The sequence below is a fragment of the Flagellimonas spongiicola genome (assembly GCF_023502425.1).
Classification (GTDB): Bacteria; Bacteroidota; Bacteroidia; order Flavobacteriales; family Flavobacteriaceae; genus Flagellimonas; species Flagellimonas spongiicola.
The window spans coordinates 921,017-945,145 of the sequence record NZ_JAMFMA010000002.1 but is presented as its reverse complement, the minus strand read 5'-3'; the positions used below and the strand labels follow the sequence as shown (position 1 = coordinate 945,145).

25 protein-coding genes are annotated in these 24,129 nt (G+C 39.9%); 12 read left to right on the top strand and 13 right to left on the bottom strand.

Annotated features, from left to right (window positions below; genetic code table 11):
- Window position 1 precedes the first annotated feature (1 nt).
- Both M3P19_RS10495 and M3P19_RS10490 read right to left on the bottom strand, forming a co-directional pair.
- Entirely contained in the window at window positions 2-445 is a 444-nt protein-coding gene (locus tag M3P19_RS10495; RefSeq protein ID WP_249657621.1) for a DinB family protein, read from the bottom strand.
- A 24-nt stretch (window positions 446-469) separates the two neighbouring features.
- Window positions 470-1,450: a sugar phosphate isomerase/epimerase family protein gene (locus tag M3P19_RS10490; protein ID WP_249657620.1), complete on the bottom strand. Its 981-nt coding sequence runs from the start codon at window positions 1,448-1,450 to the stop codon at window positions 470-472.
- 136 nt (window positions 1,451-1,586) lie between these two features.
- Here M3P19_RS10490 and M3P19_RS10485 point away from each other — a divergent pair, with 136 nt between their 5' ends.
- Together M3P19_RS10485 and M3P19_RS10480 are read left to right on the top strand one after the other, a co-directional pair.
- A complete protein-coding gene (locus M3P19_RS10485; protein WP_249657619.1) occupies window positions 1,587-3,305 on the top strand; it encodes a GMC oxidoreductase in 1,719 nt (572 codons plus the stop codon).
- On the top strand, window positions 3,305-3,955 hold the full coding sequence (locus M3P19_RS10480) for a gluconate 2-dehydrogenase subunit 3 family protein (protein WP_249657618.1): 651 nt from the start codon (window positions 3,305-3,307) through the stop codon (window positions 3,953-3,955). The genes M3P19_RS10485 and M3P19_RS10480 overlap by 1 nt, the downstream gene beginning before the upstream one ends.
- 163 nt (window positions 3,956-4,118) lie before the next feature.
- Here M3P19_RS10480 and M3P19_RS10475 read toward each other — a convergent pair whose 3' ends face one another.
- From M3P19_RS10475 to M3P19_RS16905, 3 genes are all read right to left on the bottom strand, one after another.
- Window positions 4,119-6,596, bottom strand: coding sequence for a ribonucleoside-diphosphate reductase subunit alpha (locus M3P19_RS10475; protein ID WP_249657617.1), 2,478 nt, complete (start codon window positions 6,594-6,596; stop codon window positions 4,119-4,121).
- 139 nt (window positions 6,597-6,735) lie between these two features.
- Entirely contained in the window at window positions 6,736-7,722 is a 987-nt protein-coding gene (locus tag M3P19_RS10470; RefSeq protein ID WP_249657616.1) for a ribonucleotide-diphosphate reductase subunit beta, read from the bottom strand.
- A gap of 491 nt (window positions 7,723-8,213) precedes the next feature.
- On the bottom strand, window positions 8,214-8,336 hold the full coding sequence (locus M3P19_RS16905; protein WP_283777931.1) for a hypothetical protein: 123 nt from the start codon (window positions 8,334-8,336) through the stop codon (window positions 8,214-8,216).
- Between the two features lie 269 nt (window positions 8,337-8,605).
- On the opposite strand from M3P19_RS16905, the gene M3P19_RS10465 reads away from it, so the two are divergent.
- Window positions 8,606-9,340, top strand: a complete 735-nt coding sequence (locus M3P19_RS10465) for a LytR/AlgR family response regulator transcription factor (RefSeq protein WP_249657615.1) — start codon at window positions 8,606-8,608, stop codon at window positions 9,338-9,340.
- A gap of 165 nt (window positions 9,341-9,505) precedes the next feature.
- Complete coding sequence (locus M3P19_RS10460) at window positions 9,506-11,323, top strand: tetratricopeptide repeat protein (protein ID WP_249657614.1); 1,818 nt, start codon at window positions 9,506-9,508, stop codon at window positions 11,321-11,323.
- Here M3P19_RS10460 and M3P19_RS10455 read toward each other — a convergent pair.
- Window positions 11,313-11,885, bottom strand: coding sequence for a DUF3109 family protein (locus M3P19_RS10455; RefSeq protein WP_249657613.1), 573 nt, complete (start codon window positions 11,883-11,885; stop codon window positions 11,313-11,315). The two genes, M3P19_RS10460 and M3P19_RS10455, sit on opposite strands and share 11 nt — an antisense overlap.
- Window positions 11,886-12,002: 117 nt before the next feature.
- Between M3P19_RS10455 and M3P19_RS10450 the strand changes: the two genes are divergently transcribed.
- Window positions 12,003-12,581: a MarC family protein gene (locus M3P19_RS10450; protein ID WP_249657612.1), complete on the top strand. Its 579-nt coding sequence runs from the start codon at window positions 12,003-12,005 to the stop codon at window positions 12,579-12,581.
- A 15-nt stretch (window positions 12,582-12,596) separates the two neighbouring features.
- Entirely contained in the window at window positions 12,597-12,800 is a 204-nt protein-coding gene (locus M3P19_RS10445; protein WP_249657611.1) for a hypothetical protein, read from the top strand.
- On the opposite strand, the gene M3P19_RS10440 is transcribed toward M3P19_RS10445, so the two are convergent.
- The 4 genes from M3P19_RS10440 to M3P19_RS10425 form a co-directional block, all read right to left on the bottom strand.
- Entirely contained in the window at window positions 12,797-14,422 is a 1,626-nt protein-coding gene (locus M3P19_RS10440; RefSeq protein ID WP_249657610.1) for a S41 family peptidase, read from the bottom strand. The two genes, M3P19_RS10445 and M3P19_RS10440, sit on opposite strands and share 4 nt — an antisense overlap.
- Window positions 14,423-14,437: 15 nt before the next feature.
- The gene (locus tag M3P19_RS10435) at window positions 14,438-14,875 is read right to left on the bottom strand and encodes a deoxycytidylate deaminase (protein WP_249657609.1); all 438 of its coding nucleotides are present in this window, start codon (window positions 14,873-14,875) and stop codon (window positions 14,438-14,440) included.
- A 71-nt stretch (window positions 14,876-14,946) separates the two neighbouring features.
- Entirely contained in the window at window positions 14,947-15,531 is a 585-nt protein-coding gene (locus M3P19_RS10430; protein ID WP_249657608.1) for a HupE/UreJ family protein, read from the bottom strand.
- A gap of 25 nt (window positions 15,532-15,556) precedes the next feature.
- A complete protein-coding gene (locus tag M3P19_RS10425; RefSeq protein ID WP_249657607.1) occupies window positions 15,557-16,300 on the bottom strand; it encodes a tellurite resistance TerB family protein in 744 nt (247 codons plus the stop codon).
- Window positions 16,301-16,423: 123 nt separating this feature from the next.
- Here M3P19_RS10425 and M3P19_RS10420 point away from each other — a divergent pair, with 123 nt between their 5' ends.
- The 5 genes from M3P19_RS10420 to M3P19_RS10400 all read left to right on the top strand — a co-directional run bounded on the left by M3P19_RS10420 (window position 16,424) and on the right by M3P19_RS10400 (window position 20,487).
- Window positions 16,424-16,834 carry a BrxA/BrxB family bacilliredoxin gene (locus tag M3P19_RS10420; protein WP_249657606.1) on the top strand — a complete coding sequence of 137 codons (411 nt, stop codon included), beginning with the start codon at window positions 16,424-16,426 and terminating at the stop codon, window positions 16,832-16,834.
- A 61-nt stretch (window positions 16,835-16,895) separates the two neighbouring features.
- The gene (locus M3P19_RS10415; RefSeq protein WP_249657605.1) at window positions 16,896-17,612 is read left to right on the top strand and encodes an SDR family NAD(P)-dependent oxidoreductase; all 717 of its coding nucleotides are present in this window, start codon (window positions 16,896-16,898) and stop codon (window positions 17,610-17,612) included.
- 2 nt (window positions 17,613-17,614) lie between these two features.
- Window positions 17,615-18,355: a lysophospholipid acyltransferase family protein gene (locus tag M3P19_RS10410; protein WP_249657604.1), complete on the top strand. Its 741-nt coding sequence runs from the start codon at window positions 17,615-17,617 to the stop codon at window positions 18,353-18,355.
- Window positions 18,352-19,008, top strand: coding sequence for an HD domain-containing protein (locus M3P19_RS10405; RefSeq protein WP_249657603.1), 657 nt, complete (start codon window positions 18,352-18,354; stop codon window positions 19,006-19,008). Before M3P19_RS10410 ends, M3P19_RS10405 begins: the two co-directional genes overlap by 4 nt.
- Window positions 19,009-19,062: 54 nt before the next feature.
- A complete protein-coding gene (locus M3P19_RS10400) occupies window positions 19,063-20,487 on the top strand; it encodes a Gfo/Idh/MocA family protein (protein ID WP_249657602.1) in 1,425 nt (474 codons plus the stop codon).
- 48 nt (window positions 20,488-20,535) lie between these two features.
- Here the strand turns inward: M3P19_RS10400 and M3P19_RS10395 are convergent, their stop codons facing one another.
- Both M3P19_RS10395 and M3P19_RS10390 read right to left on the bottom strand, forming a co-directional pair.
- Window positions 20,536-21,780 (bottom strand): RNA polymerase sigma factor, encoded by a 1,245-nt coding sequence (locus M3P19_RS10395; RefSeq protein WP_249657601.1) that lies wholly within the window; start codon window positions 21,778-21,780, stop codon window positions 20,536-20,538.
- A gap of 57 nt (window positions 21,781-21,837) precedes the next feature.
- Entirely contained in the window at window positions 21,838-22,191 is a 354-nt protein-coding gene (locus M3P19_RS10390; RefSeq protein ID WP_249657600.1) for a YciI family protein, read from the bottom strand.
- A gap of 158 nt (window positions 22,192-22,349) precedes the next feature.
- Between M3P19_RS10390 and M3P19_RS10385 the strand changes: the two genes are divergently transcribed.
- Window positions 22,350-23,000: a hypothetical protein gene (locus tag M3P19_RS10385; RefSeq protein ID WP_249657599.1), complete on the top strand. Its 651-nt coding sequence runs from the start codon at window positions 22,350-22,352 to the stop codon at window positions 22,998-23,000.
- A 1-nt stretch (window position 23,001) separates the two neighbouring features.
- On the opposite strand, the gene M3P19_RS10380 is transcribed toward M3P19_RS10385, so the two are convergent.
- Window positions 23,002-24,075: a PA0069 family radical SAM protein gene (locus tag M3P19_RS10380; protein ID WP_249657598.1), complete on the bottom strand. Its 1,074-nt coding sequence runs from the start codon at window positions 24,073-24,075 to the stop codon at window positions 23,002-23,004.
- Window positions 24,076-24,129 lie beyond the last annotated feature (54 nt).

Sequence of the window (24,129 nt, the reverse complement as noted above, 5' to 3'; positions counted from 1 at the left end):
ATTATCTTTTGTAGAATATATAATCCAACGCTTCGGGTTCAATTCCATTTGTTCTAAAATCCGTAAGTATCTGACCTCGATGATGTGTAGAATGGTTGACAATATGGAATAGGATATCCTTAAGGTCATTCGCATACGTTCTTCCCTCGCTGTTTTCGTAATCTATCCGTTTTGTAAAATCATCGGCATTGGTTATGATTTCAAATGTTGCACGTTGATTTTCATAATGGATATCACCCCACTTGTCCTTTTGATGTATTTGCCAAACCTGGTACTCTGAAGGTTTTCCCAATATTCTTTGATTCCAAATATGATGTGCATTCAAAATATGACTAAATAGTTTTGTGCTATGCTCCGGAAATTCTTCCAGTGCATCACATTGCGCTATCAGCTTTTTGTTGCAATAAAAATTGTAGTCAAAGAGTTGGTGTAAAAATCCCTTCATATGTCCGAGGTTGTGGTTCGACTACTACAAAACTTTTAGCAATAGGTTTTTAGTTGCCAAAATCCCTTCTTCTTCACTCAAATCACTTCCTTCATATTCAACACCAATAAAACCGGTGTATCCTGCGTCCTTAACAATCTGCATCATTCGAGCGTAGTCCGAGTGTATTTCATTTCCATTTTCATCAAAATCATGAGACTTGGCACTTACAGCTTTGGCATAGGGCATGATTTCCTCCATACCTTTATATCTGTCGTACCACTCTAGGCATTCTGGCCATTCTCCCCATGTAATACAGAAATTGCCAAAATCAGGTAGCGTACCACAGTTATCCATGTTCACTTCTTTAAACACATTGGCCAACATAGCTCCATTTGAAGATAAGCCACCATGATTTTCTACCAATATATTTATGTTCTTATCCTTGGCATAGGTAGATAGTTTGGTCAATCCATCTATGGAGGCAGCTGTCCATTCTTCCGGCTCTGAGCTCCCGCTAAGATTTACCCTTATGGAATGACAACCTAGTGCTGCTGCTGCATCCACCCATTTATAATGGTTTTCCACTGCTGCGTTACGTTCTGCTTCATCGGTAGTGGCCAAATCTCCCTGTCCATCAATCATGATGATCAAGTTTTCCAATCCATGCTTTTTGCTTTCAGCTAAACTTTTATCCACAAAATTCTTCATGGCTTCCTCGGAAAAATTATCCTTTTCCAATTCTGGATAGTAAAGACCACTAACATATTCCAATCCTTCAAAGCCCCATGCTTTAGCTTTTTCGGCAAAAGTGTATGGGTCTACCCCACCTTCCCTGATCATTTTATGCATAGACCACTGGGCAAGGGAAATTTTAAAATTTGAAGTTTCAGTTTCCACCACTTCTTCTGTAGTTTCAGTTTCGGTATTTTCTTCTTTTTTGTTTTGCTTACAAGAATAGTTGAGTGAAAGTCCAAAAACCACACCTGCAAGAACACCATATCGGATAAAACTTTTTCGAATCATAAATGTTGATTAACTAAAATTAAATGGAATATAAAAACTACAACGTTATAGTAGCGAATTCTCAATAAACATAGGGTTTAAATGTAGAAAATTAATTTAATAATTAATACATTTAGCAAATAAACAATCCCAATAAATGAGCAAATTTTATTACAACGAAGAGCAGGAATCCTATGATGCCATCGTAGTAGGTACGGGTATTAGTGGTGGTTGGGCTGCTAAAGAATTGTGCGAAAACGGACTTAAGACGCTTGTCTTGGAACGTGGAAGAATGGTTAAGCACAGGGAAGACTATCCAACGGCCTTAATGGACACTTGGGATTTTCCTAACAATGGGCAACCTACCCGAGAAGATATTGCCCGACAAGAAAAGCAAAACAGAACAGGGTATACGGTAAGGACACCCTCAAAACACTGGTTTGTGGATGACATCCAACACCCTTATAACGAAATCAAACGTTTTGATTGGATGCGTGGTTATCATGTTGGTGGTCGCTCTATAATGTGGGGCCGACATAGTTACCGCTGGAGTGATCTTGATTTTATGGCCAATAAAAATGATGGGGTTGCGGTTGATTGGCCTGTACGCTACAAGGACATTGCTCCTTGGTACGATAAAGTTGAAAGCTACATTGGGGTTGCTGGTGAAAAGTTAGGACTGTCCCAACTACCGGACGGACAGTTTGAACCAATGATGGAGTTGAATTGTGTGGAACAACATGTGCGGGAAAAGGTATCCGAACATTTTGATGGTAGAGTTATTACCGCGGGAAGGGTAGCACATATTAATAGTGATAAAAAGTTTGAAGGTGACGGCAGAACACGCTGCCAATATAGAAACCGCTGTATTAGAGGATGTCCTTTTGGTGCATATTTCAGTAGTGTATCGTCTACATTGCCTGCCGCGGAAAGAACTGGAAACATGACTTTGCGTCCTGATTCCATAGTGCATGAAGTCATCTATGACCCGGATACCAAAAAAGCAACGGGGGTTAAAGTGATAGACCGAGTTACCAAGGAAGAATTTGAATTTAAGGCCAAGGTAATATTCCTTTGCGCCTCAGCAATAGCATCAACATCCATTCTAATGCAATCCAAATCCGATAGATTTGAAAATGGATTAGGTAATGATTCTGACCAATTGGGTAGAAATATTATGGATCACCATTTAAATGTTGGTGCTGGTGGTAAGTTTGATGGTTTCGAAGACAAATACTACAAGGGAAGAAAACCAAATGGAATTTACATCCCAAGATTTAGAAACCTCAACGGAAATTCTAAGTCGAATAACTTCATTAGAGGTTATGGTTACCAAGGAGGTGCCAGTAGAGGAAATTGGGAAGATATTATTTCTGAGGTATCACATGGTAAGGATCTTAAAGATGCCATATTAAAGCCGGGTGGTTGGACATTTGGAATGGGTGGATTTGGAGAAGTTCTTCCTTACGAAGATAATCGCATGACCTTAGACTATGACAAACTTGATGAGTGGGGACTACCTACAGTCACATTTGATGCAGAGCTTAAGGAAAATGAACTGAAAATGCGCGTTGATATGCAGCAACAAGCTGTTGAAATGTTGGAAAAATCAGGATTGCGCGATGTGCAACCTTTTGACAATCCCGGCGCTTTAGGTTTGGGAATCCATGAAATGGGTACTGCTAGAATGGGTAGGGACCGAAAAACATCTGTTTTGAACGGATTCAACCAAGTTCATGATTGTAAAAACGTCTATGTAACGGATGGAGCTTTTATGACCTCAGCAAGCTGTGTGAATCCATCATTGACCTACATGGCCTTTACTGCAAGGGCTGCCAATCATGCCGCACAAGAACTTAAAAAAGGAAATATCTGATGGAAAGAAGAGTAGCACTTAAAAATATGGGGATGGTTTTCGGCTATGCCGTTGCCGCACCAACCGTGTTAAGTTTAGTTCAAAGTTGCAAGGGCAAAAAAGTGTTGGATTGGACCCCTGAATTCTTCACTAAGGAAGAAGGGGGTGTGGTACACACCATATTGGATATAATTCTTCCAAAAACGGATACGCCTTCGGCTACAGATGTAAACGTTCATGTATTCCTTGACAAGTTTGCCAATGAAGTTATGCCAGTTGAAGAACAGGAATTTCTAAAAATGTGTATGGGCAAATTCACGGACAAGGTATTGGCCGATTCACAGAAGGAGACCTTGAACGATTTGGATGCAGAAGATGTGGAACCTGTTTTAGCGGTTTATTTGAAGAAACAGACGGATGAAGTCGAAGAACTTCACGCGGAAGCCATTGAGGCTTATAGAGAAGCCATGGAAACCAATGGAAGTGCCGTACTGGATGATGAGGTAGCCTGCTTTAACTTTGCCAATTCTATGCGAGGTTCAGCAATTTGGGCTTACAAAACAAGTGAATTTGTAGCTGAAGAAGTTTTAGCTTATTTACCAATACCAGGGCAATACGTAGCCTGTGACGATGTAGATACCTTGACACAAGGAAGAGCATGGTCGCTATAGGATTAGCTTATATTAATTAATAAAAAAGCCGCTTAAAGCGGCTTTTTTTGGGTTTGAATTTTACAATTCAATGGAAAACACCTCGGAAGTTGTTCGTGTGGGGTGAACTATCCGAGGCATCTAATCAATAAACACTATCACATACTGTTAAGTCCAGTATTACTTATGATCCACACATTAGGCAATCATCATCTGCCTCACCTTCTTTGGCACGTGCAATCAATTCCTTCATCTCTTCAGGTGTCATGGGCGCTACATCAACTTCCTGCTGTTCTACAGGAGTGGCTTGTACTTGTATCCTCTCAGCGACTTTTGGAGCAGCTGCCAACACCTCCGCCTCTGCTGCAACACTCACAGGAACTTCCTTTTTCTTGGTGTTGTCCAACGTAAACTTAATGGCATCTACTGCAGCTTTGGTCCTTAAATAGTACATTCCTGTTTTAAGTCCACTTTTCCATGCATAAAAATGCATAGAAGTTAATTTGGAGTAATTGGCATTTTCCATAAACAAGTTCAGGGATTGACTTTGATCAATGAAATAACCACGTTGCCTACTCATATCAATGATGTCCTTCATACTAAGTTCCCATACTGTTTTGTACAGCTCCTTAATGTCCTCTGGAATTACGTCGATATGTTGAATGGATCCATTGGCACGCATCAATTCCTGTTTCAAACCTTCGTTCCACAGACCTAATTTTACCAAATCCTCCAACAAGTGCTTGTTCACTACAATGAATTCGCCAGAAAGTACTCTTCGGGTATAAATGTTGGATGTATAGGGTTCAAAGCACTCATTGTTCCCTAAAATCTGTGATGTTGAAGCTGTTGGCATTGGAGCCACTAAAAGTGAGTTTCTAACCCCATGCTTCTTAACATCCTTTCGCAATTTGCTCCAATCCCATCTTCCGGAAAGTTCTTCGTCTTTTATCCCCCAAAGGTTATGTTGGAATTCCCCATTAGCTATTGGAGATCCTTCATAACTTGAGTACGTACCATCCACTTTTGCTTCTTCCATTGAGGCGGAAACCGCAGCAAAATACAAGGTCTCAAATATCTCCTGATTCAATTTTTTTGCCTCATCACTTGTGAAAGGCAATCGAAGCATGATAAAAGTGTCTGCCAAGCCTTGAACACCCAAACCAACCGGCCTATGCCTCATATTTGAGTTCTCGGCCTCTTTGACAGGATAATAATTTCTATCAATGACCTTGTTCAGGTTCTTGGTCACCCGCTTGGTTACTTTGAATAGCTCCTTGTGGTCAAACTCGCCGTTTTTAACAAACATTGGTAACGCAATAGACGCTAGATTACATACTGCGACTTCATCGGGTGAGGTATATTCCAAAATCTCAGTACAAAGATTGGATGAACGGATAGTTCCCAAATTTTTCTGGTTACTTTTTCTGTTCGCAGCATCTTTATAGAGCATGTAAGGTGTTCCTGTCTCTATCTGGGATTCCAATATTTTTTCCCATAGGTCACGAGCTTTGATCGTCTTTCTGCCCTTACCTTCAGCTTCATATCGTGCATAGAGGGTTTCAAACTCCTCGCTATGGGTGTTGAATAAGTCTGGACATTCATTTGGACACATTAGGGTCCATTCGGCATCCGCTTCTACTCTTTTCATGAATAAATCTGGTATCCACATGGCGTAAAACAAATCCCTAGCACGCATTTCTTCTTTCCCATGGTTCTTTTTAAGATCAAGGAAATCAAAAATATCCGCATGCCATGGCTCAACGTAGATAGCAAAACTCCCTTTTCGCTTGCCACCTCCTTGGTCTACATATCTTGCTGTATCATTAAATACCCGCAACATTGGTACAATACCATTGGATGTACCGTTAGTCCCTGCGATGTAGGAACCAGTGGCTCTAACATTGTGAATAGATAGGCCTATTCCTCCGGCCGATTGGGAAATTTTTGCTGTCTGTTTAAGCGTATCGTAGATGCCATCAATACTATCGTCCTTCATGGCCAGAAGGAAACATGAGGACATTTGTGGTTTGGGCGTACCTGAATTAAATAGCGTTGGTGTGGCATGCGTAAAGTACTTTTTAGACATTAACTCATAAGTCTCCACAGCAGCGTCCAAATCATTCAAATGGATTCCAACCGCAACACGCATCAACATATGTTGTGGCCTTTCAGCAATCTTACCATTGATTTTCAACAGGTAGGAACGCTCCAAAGTCTTGAATCCAAAATAATCATACCCAAAGTCACGGTTATAGATTATGGTCGAATCCAGCTTTTCGGAATTTTCCGAAATCACCTTGAAAACCTCATCAGAAAGCAATGGCGCTTTCTTTCCGGTTCTCGGATTGACGTATTCATATAAATCCTTCATGGTCTCTGAGAAGGACTTTTTGGTATTCTTATGTAAGTTGGAAACGGAAATTCGTGCTGCCAACTTTGCATAATCTGGATGTGTTGTGGTCATGGTTGCAGCAATTTCTGCTGCCAGATTATCAAGTTCTGATGTAGTTACCCCATCATATAACCCTTCAATCACCCTCATGGCCACCTTCACTGGGTCTACCAGGTTGTTTAGGCCATAGCAAAGTTTTCTAACACGGGCCGTAATCTTATCGAACATCATCGGCTCCTTTCTTCCATCTCTTTTTACTACATACATGTGTTTCTAAATATTTTAAGTGATACGATAGTTTTTAGTTCCAAGCATAACCCGTCATGAGGGTATTCTACATGGGGTGTTCGGTTGAGTTCACAAAAAAGGCCTCTGGGGCAAGAGGCTATATATAAAGTTGGTTCAATTAAAAGTCGGCGTCAAAGCTGATTTTTTGGGAATCAGCGTCTTTATCCTTGTTCAGCACTCCAGCTTTTTGGTATTCCGATACACGTTTTTCAAAGAAGTTTGTTTTTCCTTGAAGGGAAATCATGTCCATGAAATCAAATGGATTGGTGGCATTATATACTTTTTCGCATTCGAGTTCCACCAATAAACGATCTGTTACAAACTCCAAATATTGTGTCATCAATTTGGCGTTCATACCTATAAGACTTACTGGCAAGGATTCCGTGATGAATTCACGCTCAATATTCAAGGCATCAACAATAATTTCCTTAATGCGCTCTTTTGGTACTTTGTTGATCAAATGTTTGTTGTGTAGATGAACAGCATAATCACAATGCATCCCCTCATCTCTGGAAATCAGCTCATTTGAGAACGTTAAGCCAGGCATCAACCCTCTTTTCTTCAACCAGAAAATTGAGCAAAATGCACCGGAAAAGAAAATACCTTCCACTGCTGCAAATGCAATCAAACGCTCTGCAAAACTTGGAGAGTCAATCCATTTTAGTGCCCAATCCGCTTTCTTTTTGATGGCAGGAAAATTCTCAATGGCCTTAAACAACACATTTTTCTCTTTTTCATCCTTGACATAAGTGTCGATTAACAAGGAGTAGGTCTCCGAGTGGATGTTTTCCATCATTATCTGAAAACCATAGAAAAATTTTGCCTCTGAATATTGAACTTCATTCACAAAATTCTCAGCCAGATTTTCGTTCACTATACCATCAGAAGCTGCAAAAAAGGCCAAGATATGCTTTATGAAATAGCGCTCATCTTCACTGAGTTTATTATTCCAATCTGTTAAATCTTGGTGCAAATCTATCTCTTCCGCAGTCCAAAAACAGGCTTCACATTTTTTATACCATTCCCATAAATCATGATGCTTTATGGGAAAAATGACGAATCGGTCTTTGTTTTCTTGAAGAATAGGTTCTATGGCGGTAGACATATAGTGTGCGTTAAAAATTATAAAATGGAATGGATTTTCCCTGCGAATAGGGCTAACAAAGATTCAAAAATGCGCCCAATTTTTAAAGTGTGATTTATGAATTGAGGGGCAAAGTTTTTAACACAACATGTTGAAATCTAGCTTGGCAAGTGATGTTCCTTGACTTTTGGTAGTTTATAAAATTGTCATATTTGGTGTTAGGTTTGGACCAATAAAAAAAGACCAAAAAGTATAAGTTGAATATACTTTTTGGTCTTATTCATATGGAAATTACGCTAAGACTGTCGTTTTATGATTCATTACCAAAAGTACGGCCATTCCCCGTTGCATCTTCGGAAAGTTCATTTTAGGTAGTTCCCCCGAAACCCAAAACCAAACCGATACCTAAGAATACGCGGGGGTATTTTTTGCAAGCAGTTTCTATGATCAAGAGGTTGGTTGCCCTGGCCGCACATTTTTTAGTAATGTATAAGAACTTATCAGGAACGTTACTAGCGCCGGTCAGCCACTTCCGTCCATTCCGATTGAATCTTTAAATCTTTACCCTCCTCCAATACAGAAGCGCATATTAAAGCAATAATCAAAAGCACAAATAACAAAAAGCACTTTCTCATTGGATTCAGTTTATTGGTTATCTTAATTAGACCCTACCAAAGTATAAAACATAAGCTCCATCTAGATGGTCGTATGTATAATCGGTTGTCTTTTATGTATAAATGGTTGATCGTTTTTCGCTCCTTTTTTGATGAATTTAGCTGATATATAGTGCTTTTTTCAGTCTACAGCCATATTATGCCAGTTATACGCACTATAGACCCATTAGCACATAAATACAGTCCCTTCTTAAGAATAATCCTAAATTTGAATTATATCAAAATGGAGCATGTTAGAAGCAGTTATTGTTGATGACGAAGTCAAAGCACTACAAAGTCTTAGTTGGGAATTGACCAATCTCAGTGATGAGGTGGATATCATTGCGTCTTTTACAGATGCACATGAAGCACTTGATTATTTGGAGCGGAACACTCCGGATTGTTTATTTCTTGACATTGAAATGCCTGCAATGGATGGGTTCCAGTTCATTAAAAACCTAAAAAACAAAAACTTCCCGGTAGTTATAACCACTGCTTACAACCAATATGCGTTAAAGGCGTTAAAGAACGAGGCGATTGATTATCTGTTGAAGCCCATTGATACCGATGACCTTGAAGTGACTATAGCCAAAATCAAAAAATTCAATGCCAAAAATCTGACGGCTGAAAAACTGGAAAAAATACTCTTGAATTTCAACTCGGAATCACAGAGTAAAAAAATCACCATTAATACGGATGGGAAATTGCTCTTCCTTAATAGCGATGATATCCTTTATGCAGAATCCGATGGAAACTACAGCACCATTTTTCTAAGCGATGGCCAAAAGATATTGCTCACTAAAAAGCTAAAAGAAGTAAATACCATCTTGCCTGAAACCAGTTTTTTCAGAATCCATAATTCCTATATCATCAATCTGAACAAAATAAAAGAATTCTTAAAAACCGACGGCTATGTTGTTCTGGAATCCAACCATAAGATACCAGTTTCACGACAGAAGAAATCCGACTTTCTGGATATGCTGTAACCCCCTTTAACACTCGTGCCTATTCCACAACCAATAAAAACCTCCCCCATTTATATATACAGAAGAGTGCTCCTCTTTTGTGGGGTTTTCGTTTGGTTTTTTCAATTCGGTTATGGACAAGAAATTCCTGAATCTTTCAAGGAAAAAGCGGAGCGTGTTGTTAAAATGCGCCCGAAAACATACTTAGTCCTGAACACGGAACTAAAATCAGAAACTGGAGACACTTTACTACTTCGCTATTTTGCCAACCTCAGCAAAGAAGCTGGTTATCTGGAAGGAGAATCCTATGCATTGGATCAAATTGGTGCCAAATACAGAAACTACTCTAAATTCAAAGAATCCGCCGATTTACATAAGGAAGCTCTAGCTCTTGCAGAGCAAGCCAATAATATTGAATTAAGGGTTAGATGTTTGAATATGCTTGGTGTAGTTTATAGACGAGCGGACGCCATAAAAACGGCATTGGATTATAATCAGCAGTCACTGGAATTGGCAGAAACAGTTGAAAATCCTTCACATCACATTAAAAGAAGTATCAATGTTTCTTTGAACAGTATTGGCAATCTTTATCAGAGCTTGGAGCAGTATGATTTAGCCATAGTTCAGTTTACAAGGGCCTTGAAATTGGAAGAAGAACTGGGCAATAAACTGGGCTTGGCCATTAACCATCAAAATATTGGGGAATGTTTGGAGTTAAAGGGTGATTTAGAAGGTGCCCTGGAAAATTACAGGAAGTCCTTGGCCTTCAATGAAGATATCAATTCCACATACGGAAGAATCATTTGCAAAAACAGCTTGGCTCAAATTTATCTAAAACAAGATATGCCTTATGCTGCTTTAGTGCTTTTAGAGCCTTTGCATGAACAATCCAAGACCATTGGTGACTTCTTTGTCACCTCCACCATCTTCATCAATACCGGATGGGCACATACCGAGTTGGGCAATTTTGATAAAGCTGAGGAATTCATTGAGGAAGGATTGGAAATGGCTCGTACCCATAACATGCCAAGTAGTGTTCTTTATGCCTATCAAAAGCGTTCAGAATTTGAAGAGGCCAGAGGAAATTTTAAGGATGCGTATGAGTATTATAAACGCGCTGACGAATACAATAAACAAATTTCCAGCGCTACCAACTTCCGCTACATGAATGATGTAATCGTCAAATACGAAGCGGACAAAAAGAGCAATCAAATTTCAGTTTTGGCCAAAGAAAACGAGATTGTACGCCTGCGACTTCGTAAAAACCAAACCACATTATTGGTAAGTGCTTTGATTGTTGGTCTGATCTCCTCTATACTTTACATCTTATATCGTCAATATCAAAGTAAGAATGAGAAACGGGTGTTGACACTGGAGCAAAATATGCTTCGTAGTCAAATGAACCCTCATTTCCTGTTCAATTCATTGAATTCCATCAAACTGTACATTATTAACAACGAGCAGAAAAATGCGGTTCACTATCTAAATAAATTCTCCAAGTTGATAAGAAGGATTTTAGAAGCCTCATCGCTCAAAGAAATTACATTGGCGGAAGAACTGGAAACCGTGGAACTTTACATGAACATCGAAAACATAAGATTCTCCAACGAAATCAATTTTGCGATTCATGTAGATGACAAATTAAACCCAGACACCATCAAAATACCATCGTTGGCGTTGCAACCATTTTTGGAGAATTCGCTCTGGCACGGGCTATCGCCAAAAGAAGGAGAAAAAATGATAGACCTGAACATCAAAAAGAAAAATGATGGCCATGTTACCATTGAAATTGTGGATAATGGTGTAGGTAGAGGAGCAGCCCAAGCCAATAAGGAAAACCGTGTATTAAAAAGAAAATCGGTCGGAATTCGCATCACAAAGGAACGCTTTGCCAATTTCTCCAAGGACTACCAAAACAGTTTTGATGTAGATATTGTAGACTTGTTTGATAATAACGGGAATCCGACTGGCACAAAGGTTATTTTGGACATTCCTACGATTTAGCATTTTCCGCTGCCACTTCCTCAAGTTCTTTATACCACGCTTCACCGAACTTTCGTATCAATGCCTCTTTCACGAACTTATAAATCGGAACATTCAGTTCTTCACCTAAAGCACATGCCGGGTCACAAATTTCCCATCTGTGGTAGTTAACTGCTGTAAACTCTGAATACTCACGTGTTCTCACAGGATATAAATGGCATGAAACTGGTTTTTTCCAGTCAATTGCACCATCAAGGTAAGCCGCCTCTATTCCACATTTGGTAATGCCCTTTTCATCAAAAACCACATAGGCACATTCGCTTTTGTTCACTAGGGGCGTTTCCCATTCACCATCTTCACCCTTTACAAATGCGCCTTGTTCCAATATAGCATCAACACCTTCCTTTCTTAAATACGGTCTTACTTTTTGAAAGATGTCCACTAATATACCCGTCTCATTCTCCTCAAGGGGAGCACCATATTCACCGTCTACACAGCAAGCTCCCTTGCACGCATTTAAATTGCAAACAAAATCATTGTCCAAAATCTCTTCGGAAACTATGGTTTTATCGATTTGAAACATTGCTGCCCGTCTTTTTACGCAAATTTAATTGAAAACAGAAAATTGACGATTTCCGAATCCAAATCAAATCCAAGAGCTTTGTTTTCATCGTACATTTGCGGACTAAAACATTAAGCTATGAACTTCAGTGTAAAAGAAATAATCACTGCGAGCATGGTGCTATTTGCGGTGATAGATATTTTGGGAAGTATTCCCATAATTCTTTCGTTACGTAAAAAGGTAGGACATATTCAATCAGAAAAAGCGTCGCTAGTTGCCGTGGTCATAATGATTGCGTTTCTTTTTGTTGGGGAAAGCATCCTGAAACTCATTGGGATTGATGTAAATTCCTTTGCCGTGGCCGGTGCATTTGTCATTTTCTTTTTGGCCCTCGAGATGGTATTGGGTATAAGCTTGTTCAAGGATGATGAAGCTGAAACGGCTTCCGTAGTGCCTATTGCTTTTCCGTTGATTGCCGGTGCCGGAACACTCACTTCCATACTGGCTTTGAGAGCAGAATATCATGTGGAGAACATCATAGTGGCCATTTTTGTAAATATTATCTTTGTATATATCGTGCTTAAATCGAGTGCCAGAATAGAGCGTTTGCTAAGTAAAAATGGCCTTAATGTAATACGGAAAATCTTTGGAGTGATATTGCTTGCCATTGCAGTCAAGCTCTTCGCTACCAACGTCAATCAATTATTCTTGAACTAGAACGAATCTTCTTTGATGAACAAAACTTTTATAATCATATTGATCTTACTGGCGATGGGTTTAATAGCCTTCAATCTTACCTTGGTGGATTTCAACAATCCATTTCAAGGCGATAGCACCATTGCACTTATTGGGATAGTTGCATCGCTTTGCGCTATTGTATTGGTCTTGATTTTTGCGGCAAGTAAAAAAATCGATAAAAAAATCAAGGAAGACTAATTTCTGTTTTGAACGGTCTCCATAATGGATTTATTGAAAATGTCCTGATCCAATTCCTTTACTTTTTCCAACATTGTATCGTGCTCTCCTTTTATTTGGGCAGATAGATTGGGAGAGAACAATTGTTCCGCGATATTGGCTTTTAGGTAATCCTTTATTTTATCTTCCTGGGCATAGAAATCCAGTTTTATCTTTCTATTCAACACAAACTGGATGAATTCATCAAAGAGAATATCGTCAACCCTGAAGTCATCCAAAAATTCATTTTTAGAAAGATAGGAGTATCGCCCTCTATCTTTTTCTAAATGTTCGAAGATGAATCGGGAAAAGAACTCGGCACTGTCCAAGCTCTCAACGGCCTCTTCTTCATTATCACCAATAGGCACGAATACATCTGGAATAATTCCGCCACCACCGTAGACCACCTTTCCTTTTGGGGTAACAAACTTTAAGGAATCTGCCACTTTAATACTATCAACGGAAGTTAATTCCCCATTGTGATAGCGTTCCATGAACGTTTGGTAATAATCCTTATGTCCTTTTTTATACGATCGCTGAATAGACCTTCCAGTTGGCGTGTAGTACCGGGAAACCGTCAAGCGAACAGCAGAACCATCACCAAGATCCATTTCACGTTGCACCAATCCTTTGCCAAATGAGCGCCTACCCACAATGGTACCAATATCATTATCCTGCAAAGCACCTGCAATAATTTCGCTGGCAGACGCGGAGCGTTCATTGATCAATACATATACAGGTTTGTCCTCAAACTCTCCCTTTTTTGTTGCAAATGCCTTCTTAACCCGTCCTTTTTTGTTTTTGGTAAACAAGATTAACTTGTCATCTTCCAAGAATTCATCTGCCAACTTTTCGGCAATACCCAAATAGCCCCCTGGGTTATCACGCAAATCCAAAACTAGTTTCTCAGCTCCGCGCAATTTTAACTTTCTAAGTGCATCCTTGAACTCATTAAAAGTCGACTCCGCAAACCGATTGATTTTGATGTAGCCCATATCCCGTGTGAGCATGTAATACGAATCAACACTCCTTATTGGAACACGATCACGAGTCACTGTTACATCGAGCATCTCATCGTCTTGTTTTCGGTAAACCTTAAGATCCACTTTGGTCCCTATTTTGCCCTTAAGGGTAGAGACGATTTCATTATTGGGGATACTTTTTCCAAATAAGGTATCCTGTCCAGCAATCAGGATGCGATCCCCTGGCTTGATACCACTTTTATGGCTTGGTCCATTCTTTATGGTTCTTATAACAGTGATAGAATCTCTATACATATAAAAGCTCACACCAATGCCCACAAAATCACCTTTCATGTTCTCGGATACCTCCTCCATCTCGCTTCTAGGGATATAGACGGAATGGGGATCTAATTTGCCCAAGATATTATTGACGGTTACATCCACAATGCTATCCGTATCAATCTCGTCTACGTATTCGTAGTCGATGTAATCGATTAATCGATTTAGCTTATCCTTTTTGGAATTTGTGCTGAATAGCTTTTCGGGTGTGTCATTGAAATGAAGTTTGCCTCCTATGAAGATTCCAATAGCCAAAACAAAGGCCAGTAGGGTTGGCAGAATATATTGATAGTTCTTTTTCATAGCTGAATGGTGGGGTTAGACCATTTCTTCCAATATGGGTAGATGATGGACTTCAACGCCTGCGCGTTCTAAAAATTTAAGTCCAGAATCATCTTTGTATGCGGTTTTATACACCACACGTTTTATACCTGCTTGATGAATCAACTTACTGCACTCCCTGCAAGGAGATAAGGTGATATACAAGGTTGCACCTTCGCAAGATTGGGTTGATGAAGCTACCTTTAAAATGGCATTCGCTTCTGCATGTAGCACATACCATTTAGTGTAACCTTCTTCATCTTCGCAAAAATTCTCAAAACCAGTTGGCGTACCATTATAGCCATCTGAAATAATCATGCGATCTTTAACAATTATGGCCCCAACTTGTTTTCTTTTACAATAGGACAGTTTGCCCCATTCCTGAGCCATCCTTAAATAAGCCTTATCGTACTTTTCTTGTTTGCTTACCGTCATATCATCAATACTTAAATATACCTGCTTTACAAGTCACGTACAATTATATTCTATTAATTTTAACGAAGGCCCTATTGGGGAAACGTAGCGATTAGCAAGGGTATTGTAATGATAATGACCAAAATGGATGCAATTCCGATGAACAGCTTTCTTTTTACGTTTAACACGTCCAAAATGAAATAGGCCAAGGCCAAAATAATCAGGATGATGGCGACTTGGGAAAACTCTATTCCGGTTGCAAAGCCCAACAACGGCATCACTTTATCATCCTCTTCTGCCATTAACATCTTAAAATAATTGGAAAATCCAAATCCATGTACCAATCCGAAAAAGGCCGTGGCTATACTATGTACATACTTTCCCACGGATAGTTCTTTTCCAAAGACATAGGTAAGGTTAAAAAGTGCCGTTAACAAAATAGTAACGGGAATCAGAAATTCAATTAATCCCACATCCACCGTCATTACTTCAAAGGCAGACAGGGCAAGAGAGGTACAATGGGTTATCGTAAAAATCGTAGCTAATATCACTACATGCTTCCATTGTTTGAAGGTGAAAGGGATGGCTAGAGCCGATAAAAACAAAATATGGTCATACGCGCCTAAATCCAAAACGTGATTGAAACCCAATTGAATATAAAACCAAAAATCCTGCATTGTTAAAAAGTTTATTGATTGATGATTAGCTCATGCCACGCTCCTTTTGGATTGTTTCATAAGCTTTTTGTACTTCCTTGAATTTTTCCTCTGCTCCTTTTTTGATCGCTTCATTTTCCATTACTACCCGATCTGGATGGTATTTCTTAGCCATTTTGCGATAGGCTTTCTTAACCTCATCATCCGTAGCGGATTTTTCAATCTCCAAGATCTTGTAGGCATTGTCAGCGGACTTAATGAACATCGCCATAATACTTTCAAAATCATAGGGGCCTACCCGCAAATATTGAGCAATTTCCCTGAGTTTACTTACTTCCGCTTTGCTGACCTGACCATCAGCCTGAGCAATTCCAAACAAAAAGTGTAACAATTGAAGACGGACCTCATACCGTGTTCGTTGCGCCAAATACGTACAAATCCGTTCGGTGGAAATCTCTCTCTTCTTAATAACATCGTTGAACGTCTTAAAAATAGTATTGGCCTTTTCTTTGCCGTAGGTGCTCAAAAAATATTGACGCACATAGTCTAATTCCCGCTGACTTACTTGACCATCTGCTTTAATCACAATGGAACAAAGGGACAGCAGGTTCAATTCAAAATCAGCTGGCGAAACAGATTGTCTTGTGAAGTCTGAAAACACACTTCCACCTCCGCCTTTAGAACCTGAACCCCCAAGACTATCCAAAAAGCTCCCCAAAACGAAACCTACAATTGCTCCGGCAAGTCCTCTTATAATAAATCCAATGAAGGCTGCGGCCCACTTGATCATGCGTAAAATTTTAGAGCCCAAATATAGCCTTTTGGCTTGGAACAAAACCGCTTAGGGCTGTTAAGCCTTCGGTAAAAAATGCGACAAAAGCCGTATCTTTGAACCTTTAATAAAAATTAGACTATGTATCCAGAAGAATTGGTAAAACCTATGAGAGCCGACCTGGCCACCGCTGGGTTCGAGGAATTATATACAAGTGAAGCCGTTGAAAATGCATTGCAACAAGAAGGAACTACCTTGGTTGTGGTAAATTCAGTTTGCGGATGTGCAGCGGCCAATGCAAGACCAGGGGCTAAGCTCAGTCTTCAAAACAGCAAAACACCTGACCATTTAGTTACTGTTTTTGCTGGTGTTGATACTGATGCGGTCAATACGGCAAGAAACCGCATGGTTCCTTTTCCACCATCATCGCCAAGTATGGCCTTATTCAAAAACGGGGAATTGGTACACATGATTGAGAGACATCATATTGAAGGCAGACCTGCCGAGTTAATTGCAGAGAACCTTATGGAGGCATACAACGATCATTGCTAAAAGGTTTTAAACCACAAATTTTGAAAGCCACCCTTTAGGGTGGTTTTTTATTTTTGTATCCATGGGTAAAAAAGCCATAGTAGTCGGCGCGTCCTCGGGAATTGGAAAAGCAATCGCGTTAGGTCTCTTAAAAAAAGGATATACTGTTGGGGTCACAGGAAGGAGATCCGAGCTGTTACAAGCGATTGAAAAATCCAATCCAGGATACATCTATAGTTCCTGTTTTGATTGTACGGATTCAAATGCAACAAATCATCTGGACATGCTGATCGAGCAGCTTGGTGGCCTGGACCTTTTCATACTCTCGGCAGGCACGGGTGAACTAAACCCTGATTTAGCGCCACATCTTGAAACAGACACCAATACACTCAACGTTACCGCATTTACCAAAATGGTACTTTGGGCCTACAAAAAGTTTGAGACGCAAGGTAGCGGACATCTTGTAGGTATTACTTCTATTGCCGGAATGCGTGGCAGTGCTATTGCCCCATCCTATAACGCTTCCAAGGCATATCAAATCAACTATTTGGAAGGATTGCGCCAAAAGGCCCAAAAACAAAAACACAGGATCTCGATCACAGATGTAAGGCCAGGGTTTGTAGACACGAACATGGCAAAGGGAGAAGGTCAGTTTTGGGTGGCTCAGCCCGATAAGGCTGCAGCTCAGATCTTAAAAGCTATTATGGCTAAAAAAGACAAGGTCTATATCACAAAAAGATGGAGAATCATCGGGATTATTCTGAAGATTTTACCAACTTGGCTCTATAAAAAAATGTAGGCATGATTAAGCTTTTGTCTTACCCACTTACAATACTATATTTTTTGGCATTCGGATTAACTTTGGTGATTTTTCATCCCGTTCAATGGTTTTGCCTTAATGTATTAGGCTACAATGCCCATAAAAAAAGTGTTAGCCTCTTAAACTGGTTTATTTTGCGCTGCTCCAATATTATCGGCACACGGTATGCCTTTTTCAATTCGCAAAACCTGCCTGCCGACAGACCTCTTATTATCGTGACCAATCATCAAAGCATGTATGACATTCCACCTATTATCTGGTACATGCGAAAACACCACCCAAAGTTTGTAAGCAAAATTGAACTTGGAAAAGGAATACCCAGCGTTTCCTATAATTTAAGGCATGGAGGTTCCGCCTTGATCAATCGCAAAGACCCTAAGCAATCTATTGAAGCATTGGAAAAATTAGGCGCTTATATTGAAAAGTACAATAGGAGTGCTGTTATATTCCCCGAAGGTACTCGTAGTAGAACAGGAGAACCTAAACCTTTTAGAACAACGGGACTCAAAGTATTAATGAAAAATGCACCGTCGGCATTGATTGTCCCGATTAGCATCAACAATTCTTGGAAAATGCTCCGTTATGGTCAATTTCCAATGGGGCTAGGTACTTTTATAAAGTTCAATGTGCATCCACCATTTGAAAATTCTGGTGATCCAGATACATTGATTAAAAAGGTAGAACAACAAATATCCAACGGAATCTTAGTCAAACCGCAATGACCGAAAACCTCATTCAAGAAACCATAGCATTTGTCAAATCGGCGTTGAAGAACGCTGAAGGAGGTCACGATTGGTTCCATACCGAACGGGTATATAAAACGGCTAAACTCATATCTGAAAAGGAAGAAGTAAATACCCTTGTGGTACAATTGGCTGCCTTACTTCATGATATTGCCGATCCAAAGTTTCATGACGGGGATGAAGAGATTGGGCCAAAGACAGCACATGATTTTCTAGTTTCCAAAAACTTTGATCCTGTGCATACAGCACATGTGGTATCAATTATAAAATATATGTCATTCAAGAATAGCTTGGAAAAAAAATCAAATGGCTTCAACTCTTTGGAACTACAAGTTGTTCAAGATGCGGATCGTTTGGATGCTATCGGTGCCATTGGCATTGCCCGAACTTTCAATTATGGTGGATTTAAAAACCGGGAACTATTTAACCCGTCAATCTCACCAAAATTGAATATGTCCAAGAAGGAATACAAGAAATCAAATGCACCTACCATCAATCATTTTTACGAGAAACTTCTATTGCTCAAAGATCAAATGAACACGCAAACTGGCAAGAAATTAGCCAACCAAAGACACCAGTTCATGTTAGATTATCTTGATCAGTTTTATGCCGAATGGAATGGTGAATTATAACAGCATTCTATCACTGTTTTTTGTATCTTCAAAGCTTCACTAAATCAATCCAGAATGCAAAGAAGAAAGTTCCTAAAAAACGCGGCAGCGGCATCCGCTGCTTTTTCAATTGTTCCCAGTCATGTGTTGGGTAAAAATCATGTTGCTCCAAGTGATACTCTTTATGTTGGCGCCTTTGGTGTTGGAGGTAGAGGTCATGGCGTAATCCAAGGGTTAGCCAATACCGGTAAGGTAAAATTTGTCTCATTTTGTGATGTTGATGATCGCAGAGCACAGGGCACTTATGAACAATTTCCAGATGTAAAGCGTTACAAGGACTTTAGGAAAGTATACGACAAGCATTTAAAGGATATTGATGCAGTAATGGTGGCCACTCCTGACCATACCCATGCAACCATTGCACTTCCTTTTATGCGTGAAAAAAAACATGCTTACGTAGAAAAACCGCTAACCCACAACATACACGAGGCTAGATTGATGACCAAGGTCGCTGCTGAAAACGGTATAGTGACCCAAATGGGAAATCAAGGAGCGTCAAGTGATGATAGCCGAATTGCAAGGGAATGGGTGGAATCCGGTATTATTGGAAAAATACATACCATAGAGTGCTGGACAAACCGACCTGTATGGCCACAGGGCGTGCCAGTACCCGTTGAAAAACAACGTGTTCCTAAAGGTTTGGATTGGGATCTTTGGTTAGGGCCAGCTGCTATGCGTGATTACAATGAGGCATATCTTCCATTTAAATGGAGAGGTTGGTGGGATTTTGGAACAGGTGCTTTAGGCGATATGGGCTGCCACATTATGGAGACTCCGTTCAGTGTGCTCGATTTAGGTTATCCAACTGAAGCAGAAGCCAGTTGTACCACAGTTTGGGTGGGTGATTTCATAGAAGCGGATTACAGTCCATCTTGCCCTCCGTCTTCCAAAATCCATCTGAAATTTGAACATGATTTCCATGGTGATATTGCCTTGAATTGGTATGATGGCGGACTAATGCCAGACCTTCCGGATGAATTGAAAGATGGGGAACAATTTGGTGATGGAAGTGGCGGAACCGTTATGTATGGTGACAAAGGAATTTTGGTATGTGACACCTATTCCAGAAATGCTCGATTGCTCCCTTCTGACATGATGGATCTATTTAAAGCCCCTGAGGCAAAGTACCCTAGAGTACCAGATAGTATGAACGGACATATTGCAAATTTTGTGAATGGCTGTATCAATGGTGATTCCACTTCATCTGATTTTGCGAAGGCAGGACCTTTAACGGAAACTGTACTGATGGGTAATCTAGCCGTAAAAGCCTACCAATACAAAGTATTGCAAGAAGGTAAAAAGCCGGGTGATTGGGCGCCTTATGATTATCCTGGTAGACGTAAGTTGCTATGGGATGGCGAAAACATGAAAATCACAAACTACGATAAAGCCAATGAGTGGGTAAGTCGTGCATATAGAAAGGGTTGGGAATTGACATAAACCTATTCAGAACAAGTATTAAAAGGCAGGCTTTGAAGTCTGCCTTTTTTATTTGAGCTTGCTTTGGAGGTGTCTTTTTACCAATTCATTTTCGGACAATTGGATAGCTTTCCCTAGTGTTTCTTTGAAGTTATCCTGACCTAACTCCTTTTCCAATTCAGCTTTTATCGCAAAGAAAAGACCGGTATTTTCAAAATCTGTTTTGTTCCTCAATTTCATCAGCTCATTCAAAGCTTCCTTGGCTCCATTGATCTTAGCATAAGGAACTATTCGATTTAAGGCTACCATAGGCGAATATTGCTGTCTCAATTGAACATCGTATAAATAAAGAATACTTTTCCAGTCTGTTTCATTAAAGTTTTTAGCTGAACTGTGATAATACGAGCGAGCAGCCTCCAAATGATATATTGAAGGCACTTTGTCCAATGTGCCTGCTCCTTCCAAATGTTGAACTCCTATTTGTATCAACTCCTGATTGTACCTGGAACGATCCTGAAATTCCAAGGTGACCATGTCACCGGCATCATCCAATCTGGCATCGAATCGGGACGCGTGGAAACACATTAATGCAATCAATGCATCCAAATTAGGGTGCTTGCAATATTTATTTTCCTGCAACAACAACGCCAATCTCAGTGCTTCATAACAAATATCCCTTTTTAATATCTGGGAGCCCGTGGTCGCTGCATAGCCTTCCGTGAACAGTAAATAGATTACCTGTAAAACCTTGAATAGCCTAGATTGCAAACCCATCTGCACAGGAATTTGCAACAATTGAACCTCTTCCCTGAACTTCTTTTTAGCCCTTGTAAAGGATTTTGCAACAGCTTCTTCCTTTTTCATCAGCGCTTCTGCCAATTCCATGTTGCTAAACCCGCCGATAAGTTTAAGGCTCAATACAATTTGATGTTCTTGTGTTAAGCTTGGATGACAGCAAGCAAATATCATTTTCAATTGACTATCTGAAATGCTATTGTCCAAATTTGCTGTGGAAACCGTGCCCTGTTGCCCCGAATCCGGTAAATCTTCGTCAGCCGCAAAATTCAGTTTCTTGTCTTTTCGGATTTTATCGAGAAGTGCATTATTGGCTACACGGTACAGCCAAGCAGTAGGATTATCTGGAATGGATTTATACCCCCAAATCTGCATAGCCTTTAAAAAAGTGTCTTGGGTGGCATCTTCAATTTGTTCAACATACGAAATGCCAAACTTGTTGGTCAATAGCGCTACAACTCTACCGTATTCATTACGGAAAAGATGTTCTACGGTATGGTTAAGTTGGTTTTGGCTCATGGGTAAACTAAAATAGCCCGACTTTCCATCGGACTATTTTTATTCAATACATTGTTTTTAATGGGTGTCCATGGTCATGATTTCCCTAACCTCAACATAAGCTCCATCATAATCGAAAATGGGACAACCTTTTGATAATTCTACCGCCTCATCCATGTCCTTGGCCGAAACAATAAGATAACCCCCAACGACTTCAGCGCCTTCAGCGTGTGGGCCATTAGTAACTAGTTGCCCTTTATTGTGTACTACTCTGCCCTCATCACCTAATGGTAGTCCATCCAGTAATTGACCTTTTTCTTTTAATCCACCCATCCATTCGCCCCAAACTTCCATATGGGCTTGCTTTTCTTCTTGCGAAAGCTTTTTGAAATTCTCGTCACCTCCTCTAAATAAATACATGAAATTGCTCATCTGATTTAGTTTTTATCCCTTTAACAAGGATTGATTTTTATTCGTTTTCAGTACTAAGACGATGACGTCTTCCAAAATTGGACATCCTTTATAAAAATATTTAAAAATAGCTTTAAACTACAATTTCCTATGGCATATTAATTGATACATGGCATATCATGAAATCAACCTTTGCCACTCTTTTATTCGGTTTTTCAATAACTACATATTCTCAAGTTCAATTTCCAGAAGCCTATTTGGAATTTGGTGGTTACTTTGAAGAACAATTGGATGTAAGTTCCTATTACGATATTTCCATTGGCGTAGAGCCTTTTGCCTATAAGTTCATCGCTCCTGATGTAGAAATTTCCTATTACTTTGGAAGTGATCAAGATGAGGATTGGGATTTTGATGAATCTGGTGAGATTAGCTTCCGTTCTTATCTCAATCGAAATTTTGATGCTTGGGTGTGGGGAATTGGCCCAAAACTATTTCTTGAAGATGATTTCTCTAGGATCGTATTGATTCCAAAATATCACTTTGGAACTCAAAAGGCCACCGGTGACTATGTGGATAGTAATCAATTGGAATTGCGTCAAGCGTTCAAGTCTAAATTCAACTATTGGTCTGTATCTCTTGGTTATGAATTCCTAGGTGTAGACACCGTTGGAAAGCTTGGGATTTATCTTACCTATAGCGGATTTAATGCTGGAAAATCGCTAAATCAAATTGACTATAGCGAATTTGGATATGGGCGTGGTAGATATAATACCAAGGCTATTGGTGTAGGTGTTCGGTTGTCAACTGGGTTTAAAAAACGAAGGCTATAATTCAGAAGAGTTTCATTTGCCCGTCCTTGTATTGCGCGTGTAGCGTAGTATTTAGTTTAGGAAACATCTTGTCCTTAAAATATTTCTGCTTGGCCAAACGTGCCAAATCATTGATTTGTTTTGCGATCTTGCCTTCCCCACTGGTTCGAATACCAAACCTACTATCATTAAACGTCCCGCCGTGGCAATCTTGAATTTGTTTCAAGACCTTATCGGCCTTGTCGGGCATTCGTTGTTTGATCCAGTCTGAAAAGATCTGACCAATAGCTCCATTCAATCGCACCACAGTATGTCCGAAAGACAATGCACCATGATCCGATACGGTTTCGGCCAATTGTAGTATTTCGTGGCTATTTATCCCTGGAATGATGGGTGCCAGCATTGCATTAACAGGAATACCTTGATCACTTAACTTTTTAATGGTTTGCAATCTCTTTTTTGTTGTGGTGGTTCTAGGCTCCAATTTTCTTCGGGTACGTTCCGATAAGGAGGTAACTGAAATGTTTACCCCAATCAATTGATGGGCACCCAATTCAGTTAAAATATCCAAATCGCGTAGAATCAGTGCATTTTTGGTAATGATGCCCACCGGATGCCTATATTTTAAAAAGACCTCTAAGCATTTTCTGGTAATACGAAAGGTTTTCTCAGCAGGTTGATAGCAATCGGTGTTTCCTGATAGCACAATGGTAGCGGCTTTCCATCTTTTGCTACTGATTTTTTGCTCCAATAGCTGTGGCGCATCTTTCTTAACCAAAATCTTTTGCTCAAAGTCAATCCCTGCGCTATATCCCCAGAATTCATGGGTATTTCTTGCATAACAATAAATACAACCATGTTCGCATCCTTGGTAGGGATTCATGGAATACGCCATGCCAACATCCGGACTATTGACCTTATTGACTATGGTTTTAGGAAATATGGGGATGTATTCGGTTTTCAAGCTATGTGCTTGTTCCCCCTCAAGATTACAGAATTCAAGAAAATCATCTCGTGTTTCATGACTATACTGTAAAAAGCGATTGCGCGGATTTTTTTGGGCACCACGACCGGAAAGTAGGTTTTTGGAGTTCATTTAATGGATTTAATCCAAATTTATGGATTATATCCTTTTTAGGGTCATGAAAAC